The organism is Desulfomonilaceae bacterium (assembly GCA_041662605.1).
Taxonomy (GTDB): Bacteria; Desulfobacterota; Desulfomonilia; order Desulfomonilales; family Desulfomonilaceae; genus CAJBEZ01.
Genome location: JBAZSD010000016.1, coordinates 34,434 through 55,363, shown reverse-complemented (window position 1 = coordinate 55,363; position 20,930 = coordinate 34,434). Strand labels below are relative to the sequence as shown.

General features: G+C 46.2%; 19 protein-coding genes. 8 read left to right on the top strand and 11 right to left on the bottom strand.

The annotated features are described in order from the left end of the window. Nucleotides 1-30: 30 nt before the first annotated feature. Genes WC647_13040 through WC647_13015 form a run of 6 tightly spaced genes read left to right on the top strand, consistent with a single transcriptional unit; the run spans nt 31 to nt 6,509 of the window. Nucleotides 31-510 carry a TRAP transporter small permease gene (locus WC647_13040; GenBank protein ID MFA6223233.1) on the top strand — a complete coding sequence of 160 codons (480 nt, stop codon included), beginning with the start codon at nt 31-33 and terminating at the stop codon, nt 508-510. Further along, on the top strand, nt 507-1,808 hold the full coding sequence (locus WC647_13035) for a TRAP transporter large permease (GenBank protein MFA6223232.1): 1,302 nt from the start codon (nt 507-509) through the stop codon (nt 1,806-1,808). Before WC647_13040 ends, WC647_13035 begins: the two co-directional genes overlap by 4 nt. 57 nt (nt 1,809-1,865) lie before the next feature. Next, nucleotides 1,866-3,206, top strand: coding sequence for a phenylacetate--CoA ligase family protein (locus tag WC647_13030; protein ID MFA6223231.1), 1,341 nt, complete (start codon nt 1,866-1,868; stop codon nt 3,204-3,206). Then, nucleotides 3,203-3,385, top strand: a complete 183-nt coding sequence (locus WC647_13025; protein ID MFA6223230.1) for a hypothetical protein — start codon at nt 3,203-3,205, stop codon at nt 3,383-3,385. Before WC647_13030 ends, WC647_13025 begins: the two co-directional genes overlap by 4 nt. A gap of 3 nt (nt 3,386-3,388) precedes the next feature. Next, on the top strand, nt 3,389-5,695 hold the full coding sequence (pbpC, locus tag WC647_13020) for a penicillin-binding protein 1C (GenBank protein ID MFA6223229.1): 2,307 nt from the start codon (nt 3,389-3,391) through the stop codon (nt 5,693-5,695). A gap of 46 nt (nt 5,696-5,741) precedes the next feature. Further along, complete coding sequence (locus WC647_13015) at nt 5,742-6,509, top strand: class I SAM-dependent methyltransferase (protein ID MFA6223228.1); 768 nt, start codon at nt 5,742-5,744, stop codon at nt 6,507-6,509. Here WC647_13015 and WC647_13010 read toward each other — a convergent pair. Then, complete coding sequence (locus WC647_13010; GenBank protein ID MFA6223227.1) at nt 6,483-7,694, bottom strand: MFS transporter; 1,212 nt, start codon at nt 7,692-7,694, stop codon at nt 6,483-6,485. The two genes, WC647_13015 and WC647_13010, sit on opposite strands and share 27 nt — an antisense overlap. Nucleotides 7,695-7,849: 155 nt before the next feature. Here WC647_13010 and thiC point away from each other — a divergent pair, with 155 nt between their 5' ends. After that, the gene (thiC, locus tag WC647_13005; protein ID MFA6223226.1) at nt 7,850-9,079 is read left to right on the top strand and encodes a phosphomethylpyrimidine synthase ThiC; all 1,230 of its coding nucleotides are present in this window, start codon (nt 7,850-7,852) and stop codon (nt 9,077-9,079) included. A 35-nt stretch (nt 9,080-9,114) separates the two neighbouring features. On the opposite strand, the gene WC647_13000 is transcribed toward thiC, so the two are convergent. From WC647_13000 to WC647_12960, 9 genes are all read right to left on the bottom strand, one after another. Continuing rightward, nucleotides 9,115-9,579, bottom strand: a complete 465-nt coding sequence (locus tag WC647_13000) for a PTS sugar transporter subunit IIA (GenBank protein ID MFA6223225.1) — start codon at nt 9,577-9,579, stop codon at nt 9,115-9,117. A 144-nt stretch (nt 9,580-9,723) separates the two neighbouring features. Beyond that, nucleotides 9,724-10,266 (bottom strand): ribosome-associated translation inhibitor RaiA, encoded by a 543-nt coding sequence (gene raiA / locus WC647_12995; GenBank protein ID MFA6223224.1) that lies wholly within the window; start codon nt 10,264-10,266, stop codon nt 9,724-9,726. A 42-nt stretch (nt 10,267-10,308) separates the two neighbouring features. Beyond that, on the bottom strand, nt 10,309-11,739 hold the full coding sequence (gene rpoN / locus WC647_12990) for an RNA polymerase factor sigma-54 (protein ID MFA6223223.1): 1,431 nt from the start codon (nt 11,737-11,739) through the stop codon (nt 10,309-10,311). A gap of 15 nt (nt 11,740-11,754) precedes the next feature. Continuing rightward, entirely contained in the window at nt 11,755-12,489 is a 735-nt protein-coding gene (lptB, locus tag WC647_12985) for an LPS export ABC transporter ATP-binding protein (protein MFA6223222.1), read from the bottom strand. After that, complete coding sequence (locus WC647_12980) at nt 12,486-13,070, bottom strand: LptA/OstA family protein (protein MFA6223221.1); 585 nt, start codon at nt 13,068-13,070, stop codon at nt 12,486-12,488. The genes lptB and WC647_12980 overlap by 4 nt, the downstream gene beginning before the upstream one ends. Before the next feature lie 16 nt (nt 13,071-13,086). After that, entirely contained in the window at nt 13,087-13,698 is a 612-nt protein-coding gene (lptC, locus tag WC647_12975; GenBank protein ID MFA6223220.1) for an LPS export ABC transporter periplasmic protein LptC, read from the bottom strand. 209 nt (nt 13,699-13,907) lie between these two features. Then, on the bottom strand, nt 13,908-15,323 hold the full coding sequence (gene kdsA / locus WC647_12970) for a 3-deoxy-8-phosphooctulonate synthase (GenBank protein MFA6223219.1): 1,416 nt from the start codon (nt 15,321-15,323) through the stop codon (nt 13,908-13,910). 61 nt (nt 15,324-15,384) lie between these two features. After that, a complete protein-coding gene (locus tag WC647_12965; GenBank protein ID MFA6223218.1) occupies nt 15,385-17,022 on the bottom strand; it encodes a CTP synthase in 1,638 nt (545 codons plus the stop codon). Between the two features lie 106 nt (nt 17,023-17,128). After that, a complete protein-coding gene (locus WC647_12960) occupies nt 17,129-18,022 on the bottom strand; it encodes a phosphoribosylaminoimidazolesuccinocarboxamide synthase (protein ID MFA6223217.1) in 894 nt (297 codons plus the stop codon). Between the two features lie 501 nt (nt 18,023-18,523). Between WC647_12960 and yqeC the strand changes: the two genes are divergently transcribed. After that, nucleotides 18,524-19,324 carry a selenium cofactor biosynthesis protein YqeC gene (gene yqeC, locus WC647_12955; GenBank protein ID MFA6223216.1) on the top strand — a complete coding sequence of 267 codons (801 nt, stop codon included), beginning with the start codon at nt 18,524-18,526 and terminating at the stop codon, nt 19,322-19,324. Here yqeC and WC647_12950 read toward each other — a convergent pair. Continuing rightward, nucleotides 19,321-20,586 carry a carboxypeptidase-like regulatory domain-containing protein gene (locus WC647_12950; protein MFA6223215.1) on the bottom strand — a complete coding sequence of 422 codons (1,266 nt, stop codon included), beginning with the start codon at nt 20,584-20,586 and terminating at the stop codon, nt 19,321-19,323. The genes yqeC and WC647_12950 overlap by 4 nt on opposite strands. Nucleotides 20,587-20,930 lie beyond the last annotated feature (344 nt).

The window sequence follows — 20,930 nt, the reverse complement described above, 5'->3', positions numbered from 1 at the left end:
ATTTGGGTCGTCGTCCTTTGGAGGGACTCTGTGAAGACAATTTTTTTCTTGTCTCGGGGTTTATCCCAAATCATGTTTGCAATCGCGGGAGTTGCGTTGACGGCCACAATGTTGCTTACGGTAGCGGATGTTCTCTTGCGCGCATTTCGAAAACCAATAGTTGGAACCTATGAGTTGGTAGGGTTAATGGGGGCGATAGTTGTCGGATTTGCGATACCTGAGACATCAAGAGCAAACGGCCACGTTATAATGGACATATTGCCAGGGATGCTGTCAGGAGGATGGCGTCGGCTACTGACCGTGACTACACGACTTATAGGGATTGCGCTATTCATTATTATTGCGGTTAATCTTTGGTCAATGGGCCACGATTTTCGCGTAAACGGCGAAGTGACTCCTACTCTGCATCTGCCTTTGTATCCAGTGGCTTGGGGACTTGCAATCTGTAGCCTGGTGGAGTGTTTGACTCTTTTTGTAGAGATCTTACAAACAAAGGAGCCTGAAATATGAGTGTCGCGATGATAGGTGTGTTGGTGATATTGCTGCTTTTCGGGCTTTTCTTCATAGGGCTGGAAATTGGATTTGCCATGGCAATTGCCGGTTTTATAGGATTTGCTTCAATAATTAACGTTGACGCCGCTTTTAGCCTTGTAGCCAAGGATATTTTCAGTGTCTTTTCATCTTATGGTTTTACCGTAATTCCGATGTTTGTTTTGATGGGACAAGTCGGCGCCAGTGGAGGAGTCGCCAGAAGCCTCTATGATTCGGCCTACAAGTTTATAGGGCACATTCCCGGCGGTCTTGCCATAGGCACAGTCGTGGCGGCTACGGCTTTCAAAGCCATTTGCGGGTCCTCTCCAGCCACCGCAGCGACATTCGCCACAATAGCGGTCCCGGAAATGGATCGGTATGGATATGACAAGAGATTGTCGTGCGGCACCGTGGCCACGGTAGGCACGTTAGGTATACTGATCCCTCCAAGTGTTGTGCTCATAGTGTATGGCATCCTGACTGAGACATCCATAGGCAAGCTGTTCCTTGCGGGAATAATTCCAGGGCTCATGTTAGCTTTTTCTTTTATTCTGACGCTCGTAGGATGGAGCATGATCAACCCCAAACTGGGTCCCAAAGGAGAGAAATCGACATGGGCCGAAAGAATAGCTTCTCTGCCCGCCGTACTTGTCGTTGGCGCCATTTTCTTCATCGTTGTGGGTGGGCTTATGGAGGGTTTTTTCACCCCCACTGAGGCTGGAAGTGTGGGAACACTGGCGGTGCTGATACTGACTCTCGCCAAGAAAGATATGGATTTTAAAAAGTTCATCAAAAGCTTGAAAGAGACTCTGCGAATCGCCTGCATGGTATTGATGCTAATAGCGGGCGCCACAATCCTGGGGCATTTTTTCGCCGTGACAAGGACCCCATTTATGGTAGCCTCGTGGTTGGAAGGTCTCCAACTTGATCGAAACATCATCATGCTGATAATTATTGCGGTATATCTAATAGGAGGATCCTTCATAGAGGACCTAGCCTTCCTGATCCTGGCGACGCCAATTTTTCTGCCTGTTGTGCTCAAAATGGGGTACGACCCCATCTGGTTCGGCGTTATTGTTTGTGTAATCACCATGATAGGTATTATTTTGCCTCCTGTAGCCATAAACGCGTTTGTGGTTTCCGGGGTCACCAAGGTGCCTGTAGGAACTGTTTATAAAGGTATTTACCCTTATTTGATAGGTATGGTCATATGCCTTTTTATTCTACTGTTTTTCCCGGAGATCTCTCTGTGGGCGCCCAGGACATTCATGAAATGACGTCCACTTGAAACTGGTCCGGAATTTAAGCACGTTGTTGAATATGAGAAAATTTCAATGAACAAATCAGCGCCATACTGGAATCCATATCTTGAAACATTACCTCGAGAAAATCTCGAAAAGCTTCAGTTGAAGAAATTCCGGAGAATCCTCAACTGGGCGTATGAAAACTCAAAATTCCATCGATCTCTATACAATGAAATAGGACTCAATCCGCAGGACATAAGAACTCTTGACGACGTGAAACTGGTTCCAAAGGTTGAGAAATCCATGATGCGTGACGTCCAGCGTAAGGACCCATTCCCGTATGGCGACGCATTGTGCGTTCCGCTGGACGAAGTTACCGCATTCAGGCAAACAAGCGGTACGACAGGTCAACCGGTTTACCAGGCTGACTCCTGGCGAGACTGGGATTGGTGGTCGGAGTGTTGGGCGACGCTGCTCTGGGCTCAGGGTTACCGGCCGCATGACAGGGTTTTTCTTCCGTTTGGATACAACATCTTTGTAGCGTTTTGGGCAGCCCATTACGCTAGTGAAAAAATCGGATGTGAAACAGTTCCCGGAGGAGTCCTGGATACTCAATCGAGGATTCTGAAGATGGCTGAAATCAGGGCGACGGCCATGATGGCAACACCAACATACGTGCTTGGCATGGCGGATGTGGCTCGGACAAAGATGGGGATTGATCCTGCGAAAGAACTTGGAATCCGAAAGATTACCTGCGCAGGTGAACCGGGGGCTCTTGTTCCCGGTACAAAGAAGAAGATAGAAGAGGCCTGGGGGGCAAAGGTCTTCGATCACGCCGGCGCGACAGAGATAGGCGCATGGGGTTTTGAGTGCGCCTGTCAGCCAGGGGCGCTGCATATTAATGAGGCCATGTTCCTTGTCCAGGTCGAGGATTTGGAATCAGGAGAGATTTTAACTCATCCCGGAAGTTCCGGGAAGCTTGTAATAACAGCTCTGGACAGGTTGGCTCAACCATGTGTGCGCTTTGATTCCAAGGATGTAGTGGAACTCAGCGACCAAGTTTGTGAATGTGGCCGAACCTACCGTCTACTTCCAGGTGGAGTTATTGGTAGGGCGGATGATATTACCAAAGTCAAAGGCGTGCTTTTAGCCCCTTCGTCAATTGAGGATGTCGTCAGATCTTTTCCTGGCTTGGGTAGTGAGTATGAAGTTGTCGTTCAAAAGCGCGGAGACATGGATTACATTACTCTCAAGGTGGAAGTTGAAGAACCGTCGATGTCTGATTCAAAAGCGCTTCTGAATGGACTCAAGACTGAACTTCGGGTTAAGACAAACCTTGGATATAATATTGAATTATTCGAGCCCGGCGCTCTGCCGCGTTATGAGGTCAAGGCAAAACGATTCAAGGATTTGAGAAAGGAGCAAACATGAGTTTGGTCGAATCTTCGGACAACATCATTCTCTTCAGAAACACGGCCAAGACCATTCATGAATTGGCTCAATGGCTTTACGACGAGTCCAACGACTTCCCTGCCGTCAACAGAAACGCCAAACGTGTCCTGGCGTCCATCGAATTGATTCAAATAAATCTGGAAGAATTTGACCAATAGGTCATGTCTCATCTGTCCAAGAGAAATGTTGTAGTTATTTTTGTGGCCGTCTTCGGCGTCTCAATTATGATCTGGTCTGGTCTTGTCTACTGGGAAGGACCAGACTTTAGAGCGTCTTTCGAAAACGAAAAGAATAAACCGGCCAGATTTGTGACTGACAGGAATGGAGAAATCCTACGATTTCTTCCGGACCATAACGGATGTTTCAACATTTGGAGAAGCGTTGATAATGTTCCGGAAGTCATGGTTGAATCCATCGTCAGCGCTGAAGACAAGCGATTTTTTCATCACCCTGGATTTGATCCTATTGCAATTGGTCGAGCAGCGTACACTAATCTGAAATATGGGCGGACGATTTCGGGGGCTTCAACAATTTCCCAGCAGACGGTTCGATTACTCAATCCAAGACCCAGAACCTTTTATTCAAAAATAATAGAGTTTCTTGAGAGTGTTAAGCTGGAGCGATCTCTTTCAAAAAGAGAAATTCTGGAATTGTACCTAAACCTTGTACCCATGGGTGGGAGGCTCAAAGGAATAGCAATAGCAAGCCTGATTTATTTCCACAAAGATTTGAGTCTAATAAACGCCAATGAGTCGGTGTGCCTAGCCGTCATTCCACGCGCTCCAACACGTCTTGATCCTAACAACATGACTGGACGGGAGTCTTTAATCGCGAGGGCCGAGACTTTGACGCGTAACATGCCTCATACGGGGATGATTGCGCCGGAATCCGGGCCAAAAACACACTCGCCGTTCAAAGTGCAATTTTACCACCGATATTTTCCAAATGACGCTCCTCATTTTGTTGACCTGATATTGGCCGGAGCCCCTTTCAGGGATCCGGAGATAAGAACAACACTGGATTTAAATATCCAGAAGGCTGTTGAAAAAATTCTTGAATCTCACTCTGATAGGTTGCGAAGATTGGGCATAAGTCAGGCGGCGATAATGATAGCGGGGACCGAGGACCGTGAAGTCTTGGCCATGATTGGCTCCAGGAAATACTCAGAAGATCAACTGGGCTACAACAATGGCTCAATTTGTTTTCGGTCCGCTGGTTCGACCCTGAAGCCTTTTTTGTATGCCTTGGCTTTATCAAAGGGATACGCTGATGGATCAGAAATTCCCGACACTTTCCGGTCGTACAAAACTGAACAAGGTGATTACATGCCGTTTAACGCCAACAAGGTTTCTTACGGACCTGTCAGTTTGCGTTCGGCTTTAGGGAATTCCCTCAATGTTCCGGCGATAAAGATGGCTGAAGCTGTAAGTTTGGAGGAGTTTTCCTCTATTCTGAAACGCTTGGGACTGATTTCAGGAAGTCGAGGCGCATTGGAAAACTATGGCTTGGGTTTGTCTGTTGGAGCTTTTGAAATTAGACTTTACGACTTGGTTCAAGCCTATGCGTGCTTGGCTTCGGGCGGGCTGTTTCAGTCTCTGCGAACAATACCTAATGAAAAGGGACAAAGTGAGCAAATTTTCTCGGACGCCGTGTCGGATCAAATAACCGATATTTTAAGTGACCCGCTTGCAAGAATTCTTACGTTTGGAAACCCGACATATTTTGAATACGGATTCCCGGTGGCCCTTAAAACCGGAACAAGCTCCAAATATCGTGATAACTGGGCTGTAGCTTACACGACGAAAAGCGTTATAGGTATTTGGGCGGGAAACTTTGACGGTTCTCCAACTAAGGACTCCCTGGGAGCTTCATCCTGTGGCCCGCTACTTAAAGACATAGTTGACGCGATGGGCTCTATTGCTCCTGCATATTTGCGGAACAAGCGTTCAGCGCAGGCCATGAGATCTCTAGACTCAGGAGGCGTTGAAAACAAAGTCGGCGACTTGGGACTAGACAAGAAGAGAGCATATCAGGAAACGGACGAGGATCATGTTTATCTGGGTCCCGCATACGCCAGGTGGGTCTACAAGAGAGAAAAGGAAATCGGATTAAGCAGATTCAAACTTCAAAAACCGGCCACGAAATTTGATTCTAATATCCTTGCCGGAAAAACCCCTGGAACGGGAATGAACGCTGCAGCAGGCTGGGACAGGGAAACTGCTATTGAGATTATAAGTCCCCATGAAGGGGATCGACTCGTTTGCTCTGGAAATTCTGCCTCAACGATCCCTTTTCGGGCTTTACCTCGCGTGGTAGTGGAATATGTAGTATGGCTTGTTGACGGGAAGGAAGTAGGTCGAACTCCGCCTCCGTATGAGTTTTTTTGGACCCCGTCACGCGGGCGGCACGCGATACATGCTGTAATCCCGTCACAAGACGCCGCGTCGATCTCCATTGAGGTAGAATAAATATCGACCCGGAATTTTCAGGAAAAGACCATGAGGAAAGTTGCTAATGGATTACGCTGAATATGTTAAGAAGTTCTCATTTCGATTCATAAAACCAGAAATGAGGTTGCCTTTTTCGAACTCTTATTTTGAAGGCCGTTTATCTGACATATTGACCCGAGGAGGCATGGGGTTTCCTGAGAAATTTGGGGCCATGTTTGACTTGCTCAACACAGAGTACCCTGAAGACAACATGGAAACGAGGACGAAAATGAAACAGTTGGGCTCTGTACCTCGCATGTCTACTACAGCGCTTGGGGCAATTATCAATAAAGGTGTAGCGGAGATGAAGCCGGACGAAGCGTTCGTAAACATCGGTGTCTGGTTTGGTTTTACTTTTTTTTCAGGTCTTCTGGGAAATGGATCGAAACGTTGTGTGGGGATTGATAACTTTTCCCAATTTGGTGGCCCCAAACAGCGGTTCATGGAAAAATTCGAAGCGTTTGGAACTGGAAATCATCATTTCTACGATGTTGATTATGCTGAGTATATTCAACAAATCCATTCAGGTCCTATTGGCTATTACATCTATGACGGGCCTCATGATTATGAAAATCAGTTGAAGGGGCTCCGCCTTGCTGAACCTTTTTTCTCGCCGAAATGTGTCATCATGGTTGATGACACTAACTGGCGTGAACCCCGAGAGGCCACATACGATTTCATATCATCAAGCAAGATAAAATATGAAGTGTTGCTCGATGCTGTAACTGTCCAGAACTGCCATCCAACTTACTGGAATGGCGTCATACTATTTAGAGTCAATGGGTCTGACTGACCAGATCAATCCTGAAGAAACAAGACAAAAGCACCCCAGGTAACCAAAAACCAGGGAATAATTCCCGGACGTGTAATCAAGCGCATAGCCGCTCAGCGCAGCGCCAAGCGGACCGGCCAAAAATCCGTATCCCGTGAAAATGAGCCCAAAAATGGCGCCAAAGTTGTTTATTCCAAAACAGTCGGTAACCAGTGGAGCCGAAACTGCGAAAAGAGTCCCGAAAGCGAAGCCTATGATGATGGCCAAAAGGCAAAGTATTGGCAATGAGTCAACCAGATTGAGCATGAAATAGGCCATTGCGGATGAGAAGAAAAAGAAGCTCATTGTAAAATTTCTTCCTATCCTGTCAGACAGGTAACCACTGATCAGGCGGCTTAATCCGCTAGCCAGATTGAACGAGGTAAGGATGATCACTGCCGATTCCAGCGTATAGCCTTTTGATATCCCGAGGCTTGTAGACAACGTGATCATAGATATCCCCGCAGCCCCCTGAAGGGCCCATACCAACCAGAGAAACCGGAAACTACGAATCCGGACTGCTTGACCCACTGTAATTGGTTTGAATTGATGGGCGTCGATAGTCGTCTTAGGCGCTGTTGGAATGTTTCCGGATGACGGTCCAAGTGGAGCTTCCGTGAATTGAGCGGCTACCAACCCTGTCAGCAGACAGATCGGTCCCAATATTTCCACGATGCCGATGTAGCCAAACGATTGAAAGATCATTCCAAACAAGGGAGCCATGATGGCTGCCGATAACCCGAACATCAGATTAACTATCCCGGAAACCAACCCGCGTTGTTCGGGAAACCATCTTTGAACCGTAGTCAAACCAGGAATATAGACGAAACAGGAAGCCATTCCATTGATAAAAGCCCAAAGATAAATCCAGAATATGTTATTGGCCAGGAGCAGCGTAAAAACATTGGCTCCACATAACAAGACGCCTACGGTCATAAGTTTTCTGATACCCAGTTTCTCTTGCCATTTCCCAACAAAAAACATGAAAATCCCGATCGCAGCGAGAACAAAAAACATGATCGCTCCAATTGCGCCCTTTCCCACGCCGAAGGACTGGCTCCAATAACTCGCCATCACACCGGGGAACCCAAAAATAAAGGCGCCCGGCCAAAAAATCGCCACTGAAGCGCCTAAGAGAGCCCCAAGACCCTTGCGACCAGTAGACATTTGTTGATACTCCCAAGGCCAATAAAACGTAGAAAAGCCGGATCTCCCCTGTGCTCGATGACTGATTGCGATGAAGCGACCGCTGAAACGAATATGGACAATTATTTGTTTAGCCAATATACTACGAGAAATCAAAGGAATTGGAGAAGCGGGACTTGAATAAATTGATCGAACAGATCGCTCTGGATGAGGGTGTTTCCCCTGACAGGCTCAAGCGTCATTTGGATAACGGCAAGGTAGTCATATTCAAGGCGGCTGGTTCCGGTAGAGCAGTCGCTGTGGGAGAAGATTTAAAGGTAAAGGTCAACGCTAATATAGGAACATCTCCTGATTTGGTGGATGAAGATCTTGAATTACAGAAGCTTGAAGCTGCGGTGAGAGCCGGCGCAGACGCTGTAATGGATTTGTCCACCGGAGGCGATCTAAGGTCAATACGCAAGAAAATAGTTAATGAATCAAGTATTCCTGTTGGATCAGTTCCAATTTATGAAGCAATAGTAAAATCTGTTAGAACTCTCGGCGCCTCGGAAAAAATGACCGGCGACGAGATGTTGGAAGCTATCAGGTTGCATGGCGAAGACGGCATAAGTTTTGTTACAGTCCACTGCGGAGTAACCAGAAGCGCCCTGGATCATTTGGCAAAGAAGCCTAGAGTTTGCGGCATTGTGAGTCGAGGAGGAAGTTTTCTTGCAAGATGGATGAGGGCCAACAAGAAAGAAAACCCTCTGTATGAGCGCTATGATGAGGTATTAGATATATGTAAGCGTTACAACATGGCGCTGAGCCTGGGGGATGGATTGAGACCGGGCGCGATAGCTGACTCGATGGACGCTGCGCAGGTCGAAGAACTCATTACCTTGGGAGACTTGAACAGGAGAGCCAGACAGCAAGGGGTTCAGGCTATAATAGAGGGGCCTGGTCATGTGCCCTTGAACCAGATTGCGGCGCAGATGATGATGCAGAAGCAACTTTGTGATAGCGCGCCATTTTACGTGCTTGGGCCACTTGTAACAGACGTAGCCCCAGGAATGGATCACGTGACATCGGCGATCGGAGGCGCTATAGCAGCGGCTAATGGCGCTGATTTTCTATGTTATGTAACACCTTCGGAACATTTGGGGCTTCCGAATGTTGAAGATGTGCGCATTGGAGTACTCTCGGCGAAAATAGCCGGTCACGCTGCGGACATCGCTCGTGGCAGGCAGGACGCCTGGGATTGGGACTATAAAATGAGCCGGGCCAGAAAAGACAGGGATTGGCCTGAACAAATCAGATTGGCTATGTCTCCTGAGCTTGCCAGGAGTATTAGAGCGCGGACTTGCTCAGAGGACCATGAGACATGCACTATGTGTGGCGAATTGTGCGCTTACAAAGCTGATTCATGAACAACCGGGGATCCCAATGAAACAATTAGGTAGATTTACGGAAATTTCAGGTCGCTTTCTTCGAGAAGCTTGAAAATTTCATCGGAGGTCTCGGCCTGTCTCAAGTGGTTGGTCAGGATAGGGTCTTTGAAGAGTCTGGAAATTCTGGCCAAAGCTTTCAAATGATCTCCTGCGCAATTCAGTGGAGCTATCAGCATGAAAAAAAGATAGGCCGGTTTGTTGTCCATGGAGGCGAAATCAATGCCTTTTGGACTTCGTCCGAAACTAGCCGCCAACTTGTTCAACCCCTCAAATTTTCCATGAGGGATGGCGACACCATTTCCTAATCCAGTGCTCCCAAGTTTTTCTCTATCTAAAATCGTCTGAAACACAAGTTTTTTGTCGAGGCTGGGATTGACGACCAGTATTGGTTCCAACAATTCGGCCAGCGCATCGTCTTTTGAAGTTGCGGTCATAGATCCAATTACACAATCATTCCGGAGGAAATCCAAAATCCTCATTGCAAAACTCTTTCATCCTTATGGCGCAAGGGCCATTTAAATAATTTTAAGGGTGTAGGTTTCCTACACCCTTAATGATTTGTCAAATTTTACGAATGTCGCCCTCTAATAGAGGTCGTTATCTGTCCTACGTTCAAAGTTCTTTTAGGCGCTTTGGGGAACGATCAAACCGTAATTTCCGTCTTTTCTTCTGTAAACGACATTGATAGTCTGGGTAGAAGCGTTATTGAAGACAAGAAAATCCTGATGGGAAAGGTCCATCTGCATGGCGGCTTCATCCACAGACATTGGTTTTATGAAATAGTTCTCAGTCTTGACGATAACCGGTTCTCCATCGTCTTCAAAGCTCTCAGGCTCATAAATATCCCGGCGCCATCTGAGTTCTTTGCCTTGAGATGGTTTGTGTTTCCTAATTTTTTGCCGGTACTTTTTTACCTGTCTTTCAATCTTGTCCATGACGAGATCAATAGCCGCATACATGTCTTCATGAGTCTCTTGACCGGATATACGCAAGCCGTCTACGTTGATCACCACGTCAGCCATTTGGCGAAACTTTTGCACTGACAAAGTGACCTGACTATCCAAAGGCCTGTCTATGTACTTGGTCAGTTTTGTAGTCCTGTCCTGAACATAGCTCTTCAGGGCCTCTGAAGGTTCCATATGTCTAAAAGTTACGGAAACTTGCATTTCACTACCTCCTTAAGCAGAATCACGGTGTGACTCTGTTTGTCAAAACTTCTTCTTTCTTTTGCTCGACGGAGCGATGCCAAGCATCTCTCTATATTTTGCCACTGTTCGTCGGGCTATGGTTATATCCGATTTGGCCAACTCCTCGACAATCTGCTTGTCGCTAACTGGTTTTTTCGGATTTTCCGCTCTCACAATATGCAGAATGTGGTTTTTCACAGACTCGGAGGCTATTTCATCAGCCCCATGCCTTATTCCGGAATTGAAAAAGTATTTTAGTTCAAAGATGCCTCTTGGGGTATGTATATATTTGTTCGATGTTACCCTGCTCACGGTGGATTCATGCATTTCAATATCATCCGCCACGTCTTTAAGAACTAGTGGTCTCAAATAATCAATGCCTTTATCGAAAAATTCCCTCTGAAATTTTAGTATGGACTGAGTCGTTTTATAAATGGTCCTTTGACGCTGATGAATACTCTTGATTAACCACACTGCGCTACGCATCTTCTCCTGAAGATAATCCTTGGTGGCTGAAGGAGAAGAACCACCATGAAGTTCTTTCTGAAAAAGAGAGTTAATTCTAAGTCGAGGTAGCCCATCATCATTTAGGACAATAGAATAATCATTGCCAACCTTGAAAACAAAAATGTCCGGCGCTACATAGATGGTTTCAGAACCCCCAAAAATGCGTCCAGGTTTTGGGTCAAAACTTGAAATTAAATGGACAGCGGAATGAACCTCATCGATCGATACTTTCATCCGTTTGACCAGATTTTCAATTTTACCGGATTGAAGGATGTCGAAAGCTTCGTTCAGAATTCTAATTACCAGTTGATTAGGGGGTTCCTGTAACTTCGCCTGAATGAGCAAACATTCCCTCAGATCACGCGCTGCGACGCCGACTGGCTCAAATTCCTGAACTTTTGTTAAAATCCCCTCAATTCTATCTACTGAAGTGTTCAGATTTATCGCCAGGTCTTCAACAGATATATCGAGATAACCGTCGTCATTGAGATTTCCAATGATTTCAAGCGCTATACGCCGGTCTTCGTCTTCGATTCGACTCAACCTTAGCTGTTCAAGTAAATATCTAAAAAGGTTGCTTTTATATGAAATGAGGTTTTCAAAGGAAGGGCGATCAGAGTAGTCCTTGTTGGGTGAAGAGTAGTCCCCTCCATAGTTTTCCAGATAATTGTCCCAATCAGCCGCTAAGGAGTCAGCCGCAGGATTTGCAGACTCGGTGGTCGAGTCCTCCAAAGATTTTAGGTCGTCTCTTCCCGGGGTATCCTGATCTGTGAACGGTTCGTCAAAACTGGCTGATTCTAAGGCGGGATTCTCCTTTAGCTCTTGCTCCACAGCGTTAAGCATTTCCAAATGGTTGTACTGAAGGAGTTTGATCGCCTGTTGTAACTGTGGCGTCATTACCAGTTGCTGGATTTGACGCAGTTGTTGTCTGATTTGCAGGACCATGTTTACACGGTTGAACTACATGCTAAACTTGTTACCCAAATAAACCGCTTTGGCCAGTTCGCTGCCCGCGATCATTTCAGGGGATCCCTCTTCGAGGATATGACCTTTATCCAAAAGATACACTGTATCACAAACGCCCAGAATTTCTCTAGTATTATGATCAGTTATTACTATGCCTATCCCGCTCTCTTTAAGCTTGAAAATTATTTTTTGAATCTCCAGTACGACAATAGGATCGAGGCCTGCAAAAGGCTCGTCCAAGAGCATAAAGTTTGGTTTGGTCACTAAAGCTCTCGTAATTTCCAACCTTCTCTTTTGACCACCCGAAAGACTTTCGGCACGTTGATTTCTTAATCCCGAAATGTCTAACTCGGCCAATAGTTCTTCCAATCGCTCTTGTCTCCGGATCTTGTCCGATTCTATGGTTTCCAGTATGGCCATGACATTTTGAGCCACAGTAAGTTTACGAAAAACAGAAGTTTCCTGAGGCAGGTAACTGATTCCCAGTCTCGCCCTCAGATATACCGGCAATTCGGAAATATCCTCATCATCTAGGAAGACCGCTCCTTGATCAGGTTTGATCAATCCGGTGATTATATAGAAGGTCGTAGTCTTGCCTGCCCCATTGGGGCCTAACAAGCCTACTACCCGTCCAGAAGCTATCCGTATGCTGACCTGATCAACTACTCGACGGCCTCCGTATTCTTTTACCAAACCCCGAACTCGAAGCTCTCTCCCGGTCGTGACTATTTCTCCTTGTCTTTCTTGGCTTTTGGAGGATTAATGATGGCTGTAATTAGGGAGTCATCTCCACCAAGCAATTCAGAACGATTTTCGTCAAGATAAATTATGATGGTTTGAGCAGCCAGGACATCAGGGCCCTGCCAGAGTCGGGGAGGCCCTTCCGTAAGGGTAATGGTACGCTTGATATTGTCAAAAACAGCCTTGCCTGCAACCGCCATCCGATCATTTTGGGTTATCTTTACGTTACCTGACGCAGTAATTGATTTTATGCCGCTTGATGTATGTAGTTCTTTGGTTAACTGTTTTTTCTGGGTCCCATTATGGCTGGAACCAGCTATCTTTTCATCATACAAGATGACAAGTCTGTCACAGGTTAGCGTCAAATCACTCTGCTGGACTTTTACCGACCCCTCAAATGTGACTTCTTTACCGCCTGGAATGTTCTTGGCTGAAAAGCGTTTCGAAGTAATGTTTATGGGCTGGTCGGAAGCTGCCCCCAGAGCGGCGTAATTATCCTGGCAAACGCCGAGATTCGGCGTTGGAAGGAGAAAACAAAAAATTAACGCTACAACTGAAATTCGGAACATTCGTAGACGCTCTGACTCACATGGGAAGCTTTCGTCCGGGATCTATCAACTTCACATTAAACAGACTGGCTTTTATCTCTTGTTCTATCTGTATTTCTTCCTTTTCAACCGACAGCTTCAAGCCTTTGCCCGTGAGCTTGAGATTGTCCCCGTTGAGAGACACAGGAGCCGACGTCGCTGCCTGCAGTGAACCTTCCGAATAATTAACATTACTGGACGTAAATTCATAATCCTTGTAGTTAATCTTTACTGCGCCTTTGGCGGAGACGAAGCCTGTTTTTTTATCCAGATGGCCTGATTGCGCCGCCAAGTATATGGTTCCACCAGAACCGCCATAATAAACAACTCGCGGAGATGTCAACTTAACACTGTCAAGATTGTCCGTGATCTGCGCGTCTGACGCTTTGAGGTCCCATCGATGATATCCCGGAGCTGAATAGGTAAAATTTTCAACCCTGCTTCCTTCATTGGTTACGGCTGAGGGTTTAAAGTCCTCGCTTTTGTCTCGAACCAGCCGAGACGCCGCAAGTCCAGATACAAGGAGCAATACCGCGCCCAGCACAAATATCTGGGAAGCTCGTTTTAAATTTTTCAGTCTGTAGTGACGTTCTATATGTTTGTGGTCCATTCGAAAAACCTGAACTCACATGCGCTAATTATTTTGTCGATCCAATACAGCGATATCCAGTAAATCTGTGACACTGAGTTTTTATTCGCCCATCATAACCGAAATTAACCTAAAGAGTCCTCAAGCCTTACTTACCGAATCCTTTATTGTTGCTCGACTACAATCGGAAGCATTATATCAAATAATATTCGGTTCAACCAGTTGTTCATTTATTCATAATATCTTGCCATGACCAGTCGCCATTTGTCCTGGGCCTTTAATATCATTTCGATCAATTCTCTGGCGGCCCCATAGCCACCAGCATGGGATGTTACATAATGGGCTTCTTTTCTAACCTCGACGGGCGCCTCCGGGGTAGTAGCGGCCAAACCGGCCAAACGCATCATCGGTATATCTACGACGTCGTCTCCGATAACTGCAACTTCTTCACTCTTAAGGTTCAACTCACTAACCAGTTGCTTGAACACCGGCCGTTTGTCCCAAATTCCCTGAAAAACTCTCTCAATGCCTAAATCATCAGCTCTACGTCGTACCACATCTGATTTTCTGCCCGTCACAAGGGCCACATCAAGACCGCTTCTCATCGCAAGTTTTATCCCATGCCCATCCCGGACGTGAAATGACTTTATTTCAAGATCATTACCCGCGAATACTATCTTTCCGTCGGTCAAAACACCGTCAACATCAAAGATTATCAACTTTATCAATTTGAAACGGTCCTGCAAGTCAGGGGCAAGGACCGGCCCAAGAGCCTGATTCTGTAACCCGAAGCTGGAAGAACCCGGCTCTGATCGAGGGATCAACTTGTGGATTTCCACGAGGTTAAGGACCAGTGATTCCAAATCACTCAGAGCCAGAGAATTGGGTCCATCGCACAAGGCCCGGTCCGGGTCCGGATGGGTTTCGATGAAAACCCCGTTGGCTCCTGCTCCGACTGCGGCTCGACTAAGGGACGGCGCCAAGGTTCGGTCGCCTCCGGATTTTCCGGATCCTGCCCCAGGGAATTGTGAAGAATGGGTAGCGTCGAACACAATAGGGAATCCGAAGGATTTCATCCAGCTTATAGAACGCATGTCGGCTACGAGGTCCCGATATCCGAAGCTTGTTCCCCGTTCCGTAAGTAGAATCTTTGCGTTTCCCGTCGACATAACTTTTTTTACAGCATGTTCCATGTCCTGAGGGGCCTGAAATTGTCCCTTTTTTATGTTGACGGCTTTTTTCGTCCTGCCGGCCGCCACCAGAAGATCTGTCTGGCGGCTTAGGAAGGCTGGAATCTGTAAAACATCCAATACTTCGGACGCCTGTTCGGCCTGTTCGGGAGAATGGACATCGGAAACTATCGGCAGACCTGTGGCAGATCTAACTTCCGACAATATCTCAAGGCCTTTTTCAATGCCCGGACCACGAAATGAATCAACGGATGTGCGGTTGGCTTTATCAAAAGAGGATTTAAAAATCATGGGAATCCCATGTGTCCGGCTTATCCGGGCAACCTCGTTAGCCACCTGAAACGTGATCTCCCATGTCTCTATCACACAAGGCCCGACAATAAAAAAGAGAGATTCCCTGTCAGAGAGATCAAATCCCCCTATGGGCTCTTCCCGAAAACTACTCAAAAACGTCATTTTACTGAAACCCCGTCAAACGACCCAGTTTTGCCGCCAAAAAAGGCCCTGACTCTCTATTTTAACCCGCCTTGGATCCTTGTGTTTTCTCCGAAGCAATTTTGTAATCCAGACAAGCTCTTATGTAAGAAGCAAACAATGGATGTGAATCCATTGGTTTGGATTTAAATTCCGGGTGAAACTGACACCCTACAAACCATGGGTGCTCGCCGTATTCCACCATTTCCACAAGTTTTCCATCCGGAGACACTCCGCCGGCTTTGAGACCCTTCTCTTCCAGGATTGACCTGAACTCAGGGTTGAACTCATACCTGTGCCTATGGCGCTCACTGATCCCTGTAGCTCCATAAATCCGGTGACATTCGGAGCCTTCGGGGATGACACATTCGTAAGCTCCTAAACGCATTGTTCCACCCTTGTCCATTACTGAACGCTGTTCATCCATTAAATGAATTACAGGATAAGGTGTTTCAGGATTGAACTCCGTAGAATTGGCCTCTTTGAGGCCACATACATTTCTTGAAAATTCCACAACGGCCATCTGCATACCCAGGCATATACCGAAGAAAGGTATTTTGTTTTGTCTCGCAAATCCAACCGCCCGGATTTTCCCCTCAATTCCCCTCGATCCAAATCCACCGGGTACCAATATTCCATCAACATCCGCAAATTCCCGCTCAATGGTTTGCTCCGAAAGAAGCTCTGAATCTATAAATTTGAGATTGACTCTTGTCCTGTTTTTAACACCGCCGGCAAAAAGAGCCTCATTGAGACTTTTGTAAGATTCCTGCAAGTTGACGTATTTCCCAACAATTCCAATGGTTATAGAAAGCTCCAAAGAATTGACCGCTTCTACGAAAGCTCTCCACTCATCCAGCTTTGGGGCTCTTGTCCAGATGTTAAGAAGCTCCACCACTTTCTGGTCGAGTCCTTCCTCGTTAAACTTTAGCGGCAACTCGTAGATACAACTGACATCTTCAGCGGCAATGACCTCTTCAGGCCTGACGTTACAAAACAGGGCTATTTTTTCTTTTATATCTCTGGTTATTTTCTTTTCTGTTCGGCAAATTAATATGTCGGGTTGAATACCGACCTCTCTCAAGGCTTTCACACTGTGCTGGGTAGGTTTTGTCTTCACTTCCCCCGAAGCTTTTACAAAGGGGAGCAAAGTCAGATGGACGTACAGAACGTTTTGCGGGCCTAAATCTACTCTCAATTGTCGAATAGCTTCAAGGAAAGGAAGGCTTTCAATATCTCCAACAGTCCCGCCGACTTCTACTATCGCTACGTCTACTCCATTTCCTAATCCTCTGATTTTGTCCTTTATCTCGTCAGTTATGTGGGGGATTACCTGCACGGTTTCACCAAGATATTCGCCCCGTCGCTCTTTCTGGATCACTGCGTCATAAATCTGACCGGTAGTAAAGTTGTTTTTCTGGCGCAAGATAGCGTGTGTGAATCTTTCATAATGACCAAGATCAAGGTCCGTTTCCGCTCCATCGTCCGTCACGAAGACTTCGCCGTGCTGAAATGGATTCATAGTCCCGGGATCTACATTAATGTAGGGATCCATTTTGAGAAAAGTCACAGTCAGTCCGCGACATTCCATCAAAGCTCCTGTACTGGCCGCCGACAGCCCCTTGCCAAGGGACGACAATACTCCACCCGTAACAAATATGAATTTGGTGCTTTTATACATGGGTCCTCCAAAAACAACCGAATAAAAGCTCTTAACCAGCGTTAATTGTCCTGGACTCAAGTCTCCGGACCGGGATGCAATTACATCAAGCCGTTTCGTTCATGCATCAAATGCTGGATCCTGAAAGGATCCTGTAAATATTCAAATATTTTTCTGATGTGTTCAAAATTACTTCCTGAGGAAGTGATGGAGCAGGCGGCTTCTTGTTCCAATTCAGGCCTTCCAAATAATCCCTGACATACTGTTTGTCCAAAGAAGGAGGCGACACACCCACCTGGTAGTGGTCCATAGGCCAAAATCGCGAGGAATCGGGAGTAAGAATTTCATCGACCAATGATAGATTATCATCGATTACACCAAACTCAAATTTAGTGTCAGCGATTATAATTCCGCGTTGTTCAGCCCAAGACGCCCCAAACGCATATATTTGCAACGTCTTTTCACGTAACCATGACGCTGTCTCTTTTCCCAGCAGATCCACTATCTTTTCAAAAGATATGTTCTGATCGTGTTCGCCGATCTTTGCCTTTGTGGATGGTGTGAATATTGGCTCCGGAAGCTTTTCCGCCATTCTCAATCCTTTTGGTAGGCGGATTCCGCTGATGGAGCCCGTAGATTTGTACTCCGCCCAACCGCTCCCAATTATGTATCCTCGCGCTATGCATTCCACAGGAAAGACAGAGGCCTTCCTGACAAGCATGCTTCTACCGCTAAGCTGATCTGAATATTTTGCCAGGCCAGGGGGGTATTCGTTGACATTGGCCGTTATAAGATGGTTAGGCGCAATATGACGAGTCTTTTCCATCCAGAAAACACTAAGTTGATTCAGCACATGTCCTTTGTGAGGGATCGGATCGGGTAGAACAACATCAAATGCGGAAAGACGGTCAGTGGAAACGACAATCAATTTGTCTTCAATTTGATAAATGTCACGGACCTTCCCCCGGCCTATTAATGAAAGCGTGTCCATACTCGTTTGGATCATGGTCGTATCGCCCATCAGCCTTTTCCTCTCTCCATCGGGCTATTGATTCAATCAAATTGACTTGCTTGAAGGCGGTTGTAAATTATCACTGGAGGTTGGATCATGCAATCAAGTTTAATACAAAATGGAACTTTGAAAAAAAATCAGTGCAAAGACTGCAAAGTTTGTCAAACATGCTCTGAAAGTCGCTGTAAACTTTGTCGCAACGCAAAATGCGGAACAAAAAGTCGAAAACTTTCATTTGCTGAGCAGGTAGAACTCTATAATAGGCTCAACTCGGGCTTAAGCGGCATTCCTGATTGAGCAGGCTGTCTTTAAGAACTAAATTTAAATCTCTTCATATTGATGTAGTCTCGTTTCCCAACCAGGATCAGCGGCTTTCAAACATTCTTCAAAAATCCGGAGAGAGTCTTTCCTGAGAGATTCAAGCACGAGCTACCTCCTCAAGACCTGATGGATTCGTGATATATCATATTTTGTTAAGAGTCTTAACGCTTGTTCGGCTAGGAGCAGACAATGAGAATTGCTTCGAAAATATTGTTAGATCCATTGACGGCTCTGGAAATAGATTCTTCCACCCGATGTTTGTCACTGGTTGGAGCAGGCGGAAAGACATCACTCATGTACGCTCTTGCGAAAAACCTTGTCCACAGTGGGAAAACTGTTATTTGCACTACGTCGACTAAAATCTATCCGCCGGACAAAAAACAGCCTTCCAAAGTGTTTTTGTTTGAAGACAATTTTCCAGATTTGGAACGTCTGGCGATTGAAATTAAAAAGGCGAGAAGTTGTGTCATAGGGACGAAAATTGACCCTATGACGGGAAAATTAATAGGTATTTCCAATGAACTGATAAGAGTCCTTTTGGGGCTGGCTGATCACATAATAATCGAGGCGGATGGGGCGGCGGGCAGACCAATAAAGGCCCCTGCTTCTTATGAACCGGTTGTCCCTGATTTTACCGACCTTGCAGTTCCGGTCATTGGCCTGGACGCTGTTTTGGCTGAAGTGAATGGAAAAAATGTATTTCGGCTGGAGAATTTCTTGAGGGTCACGGGCTTGAAGCCTGGGGATAAAATAAGTCCTCAAGATATAGGAACATTGTTTGAGCACACCGATGGTAGCCTGAAGAACATCCCCTCCGGGTCTTTGGTAAGAGTTTTTCTGAACAAACTCGATATGCTGAAAGATTCAAGAATCGTCTCTGAGTTGGCGACTGAGATACTCAAAACGCGAGACGGCCGTATTCGAAGCGTGGTGATAGGGAGTTTGCAGACTAAAGAAGCTGGTTATTCGGTTTTTACCCAGTTAGCTTAAGAACCCGAAACAACGACAATAGCGTCATTTTGAGCGTCATCGAGCTTGGTTTCGAGAAAAGGGTTAAGAACTTCAGCGGAGTCTTCATAGGAAGCGAACCGGAAGGAGGGGATTTTAATCTCCTTGTACAATTGTTTCTTCTGAACCGTCTGAAAGCCATCTGTTTTAGTCAACATGTTCCCCGCCTTATCAACGGCTTCCAGATAGCACTCTGAGTTCATGGGAACATTTGACAATCTGAACGAGCCATCCTCATCAGTCGTGGCGGCCCCTATAAAATTATCACTTCTGCAAACGCATTTGATTTGAATATCAGCGACCGGCATAGCGCCATTTTCATCAAAAGCGCGACCCTGTATCAAACATCCTTGCGACACTAGATTTACAATCAGTCCTTCAAATTTACCTGTCTCGACAGGTATGGGTATGGGTTCGACGTCTCGAATGGCATACCCTCGTTTGTAAACATGGAGGAAATAGGACCCTGTTTCATGAACAAGAACTTTGAAGGAGCCATTTTCTCCATTGCTCCGGCAGGACTGCCCGATTTTGGTCCCTTCTTGATCAGCCAGATAAACTACAGCGGATTCCACGGGTTTACCATCAGGACCAAGAATGAAACCGGAAACCACTAGTCGTTCTTTCTCTCTGCGTTCTATTTCTTCCTGGGAAGGCACGTCTACAGCCGAAGAAAAGCGGAATTCTTTCGACGCTTGAACATTAGTTCCAGTGGTACGGGTTTCGCCCAGAGGCGCCTCTGAAAGCTCCGTTTCTTTGGCAGAGCCGAATTTAGGTAAAGGATGATTAGCTCCATCCAATGGAGTAGGAGTAAACAGATTGGACGCGTCCGCGTCATTATCTAAAGCCCGGACCGCAACTATCCCGTCGTCCAATGGTTCCTGGAGCTTTTTGTATGTCGTCAGACCTTGGGTTCTACGGCTCCCGGCGGGTTTTTCAATATGGTTGATCGTTCTGGTGACAATGCCGCGAGGATTATCAGCGCGACGGAACCTCAAAGCCCAACCCCAAATCCCGACAGGCTTGAATTGCAAAACAAAATTCACCACGGACAAGCAAAAGATCAGAAATAAAATTCCGTAAACAAACAGAGGAAGATGAGTAATCGCATAAAAAATTCCTGACCGCTCTTCACCTGGCATAGGAAGACTAGCTGCAAGGGATTGTGGAAATGAATACAACACCAGCGTCAAGCTTAAAACTAAAGCAAGCCAAACTCTGGGAAAAAATGTGAATAGATTCAACCTGGGCATCTTTGACCAAGAGAACAATTGTACGAGGTAATTATCTTTGAATAGGCTCCTCAGCGACAACGGACGAAATCTCCTAATTTTCGGTCCGCCCTTTGACTGGAGGCCTGGGGCGATGGATCCATACTTTGCTTGGGCTCTCTATCATCTGATTGGCATAAAGTAAATCAAAAAAGTTGATAATAGTTCCATGATGCAAAAAAAATCTGAAGTGGAAACTGCCGCTGAATGGGGAGGCGCAATTGGCGGCGCCTATCAACGCGCTGCTCAGTCTTTATATGTGAGCATAAAAAGTATTAAATATAAGGCTAGTGTGTAAATTAATTAATGTGAAGGCC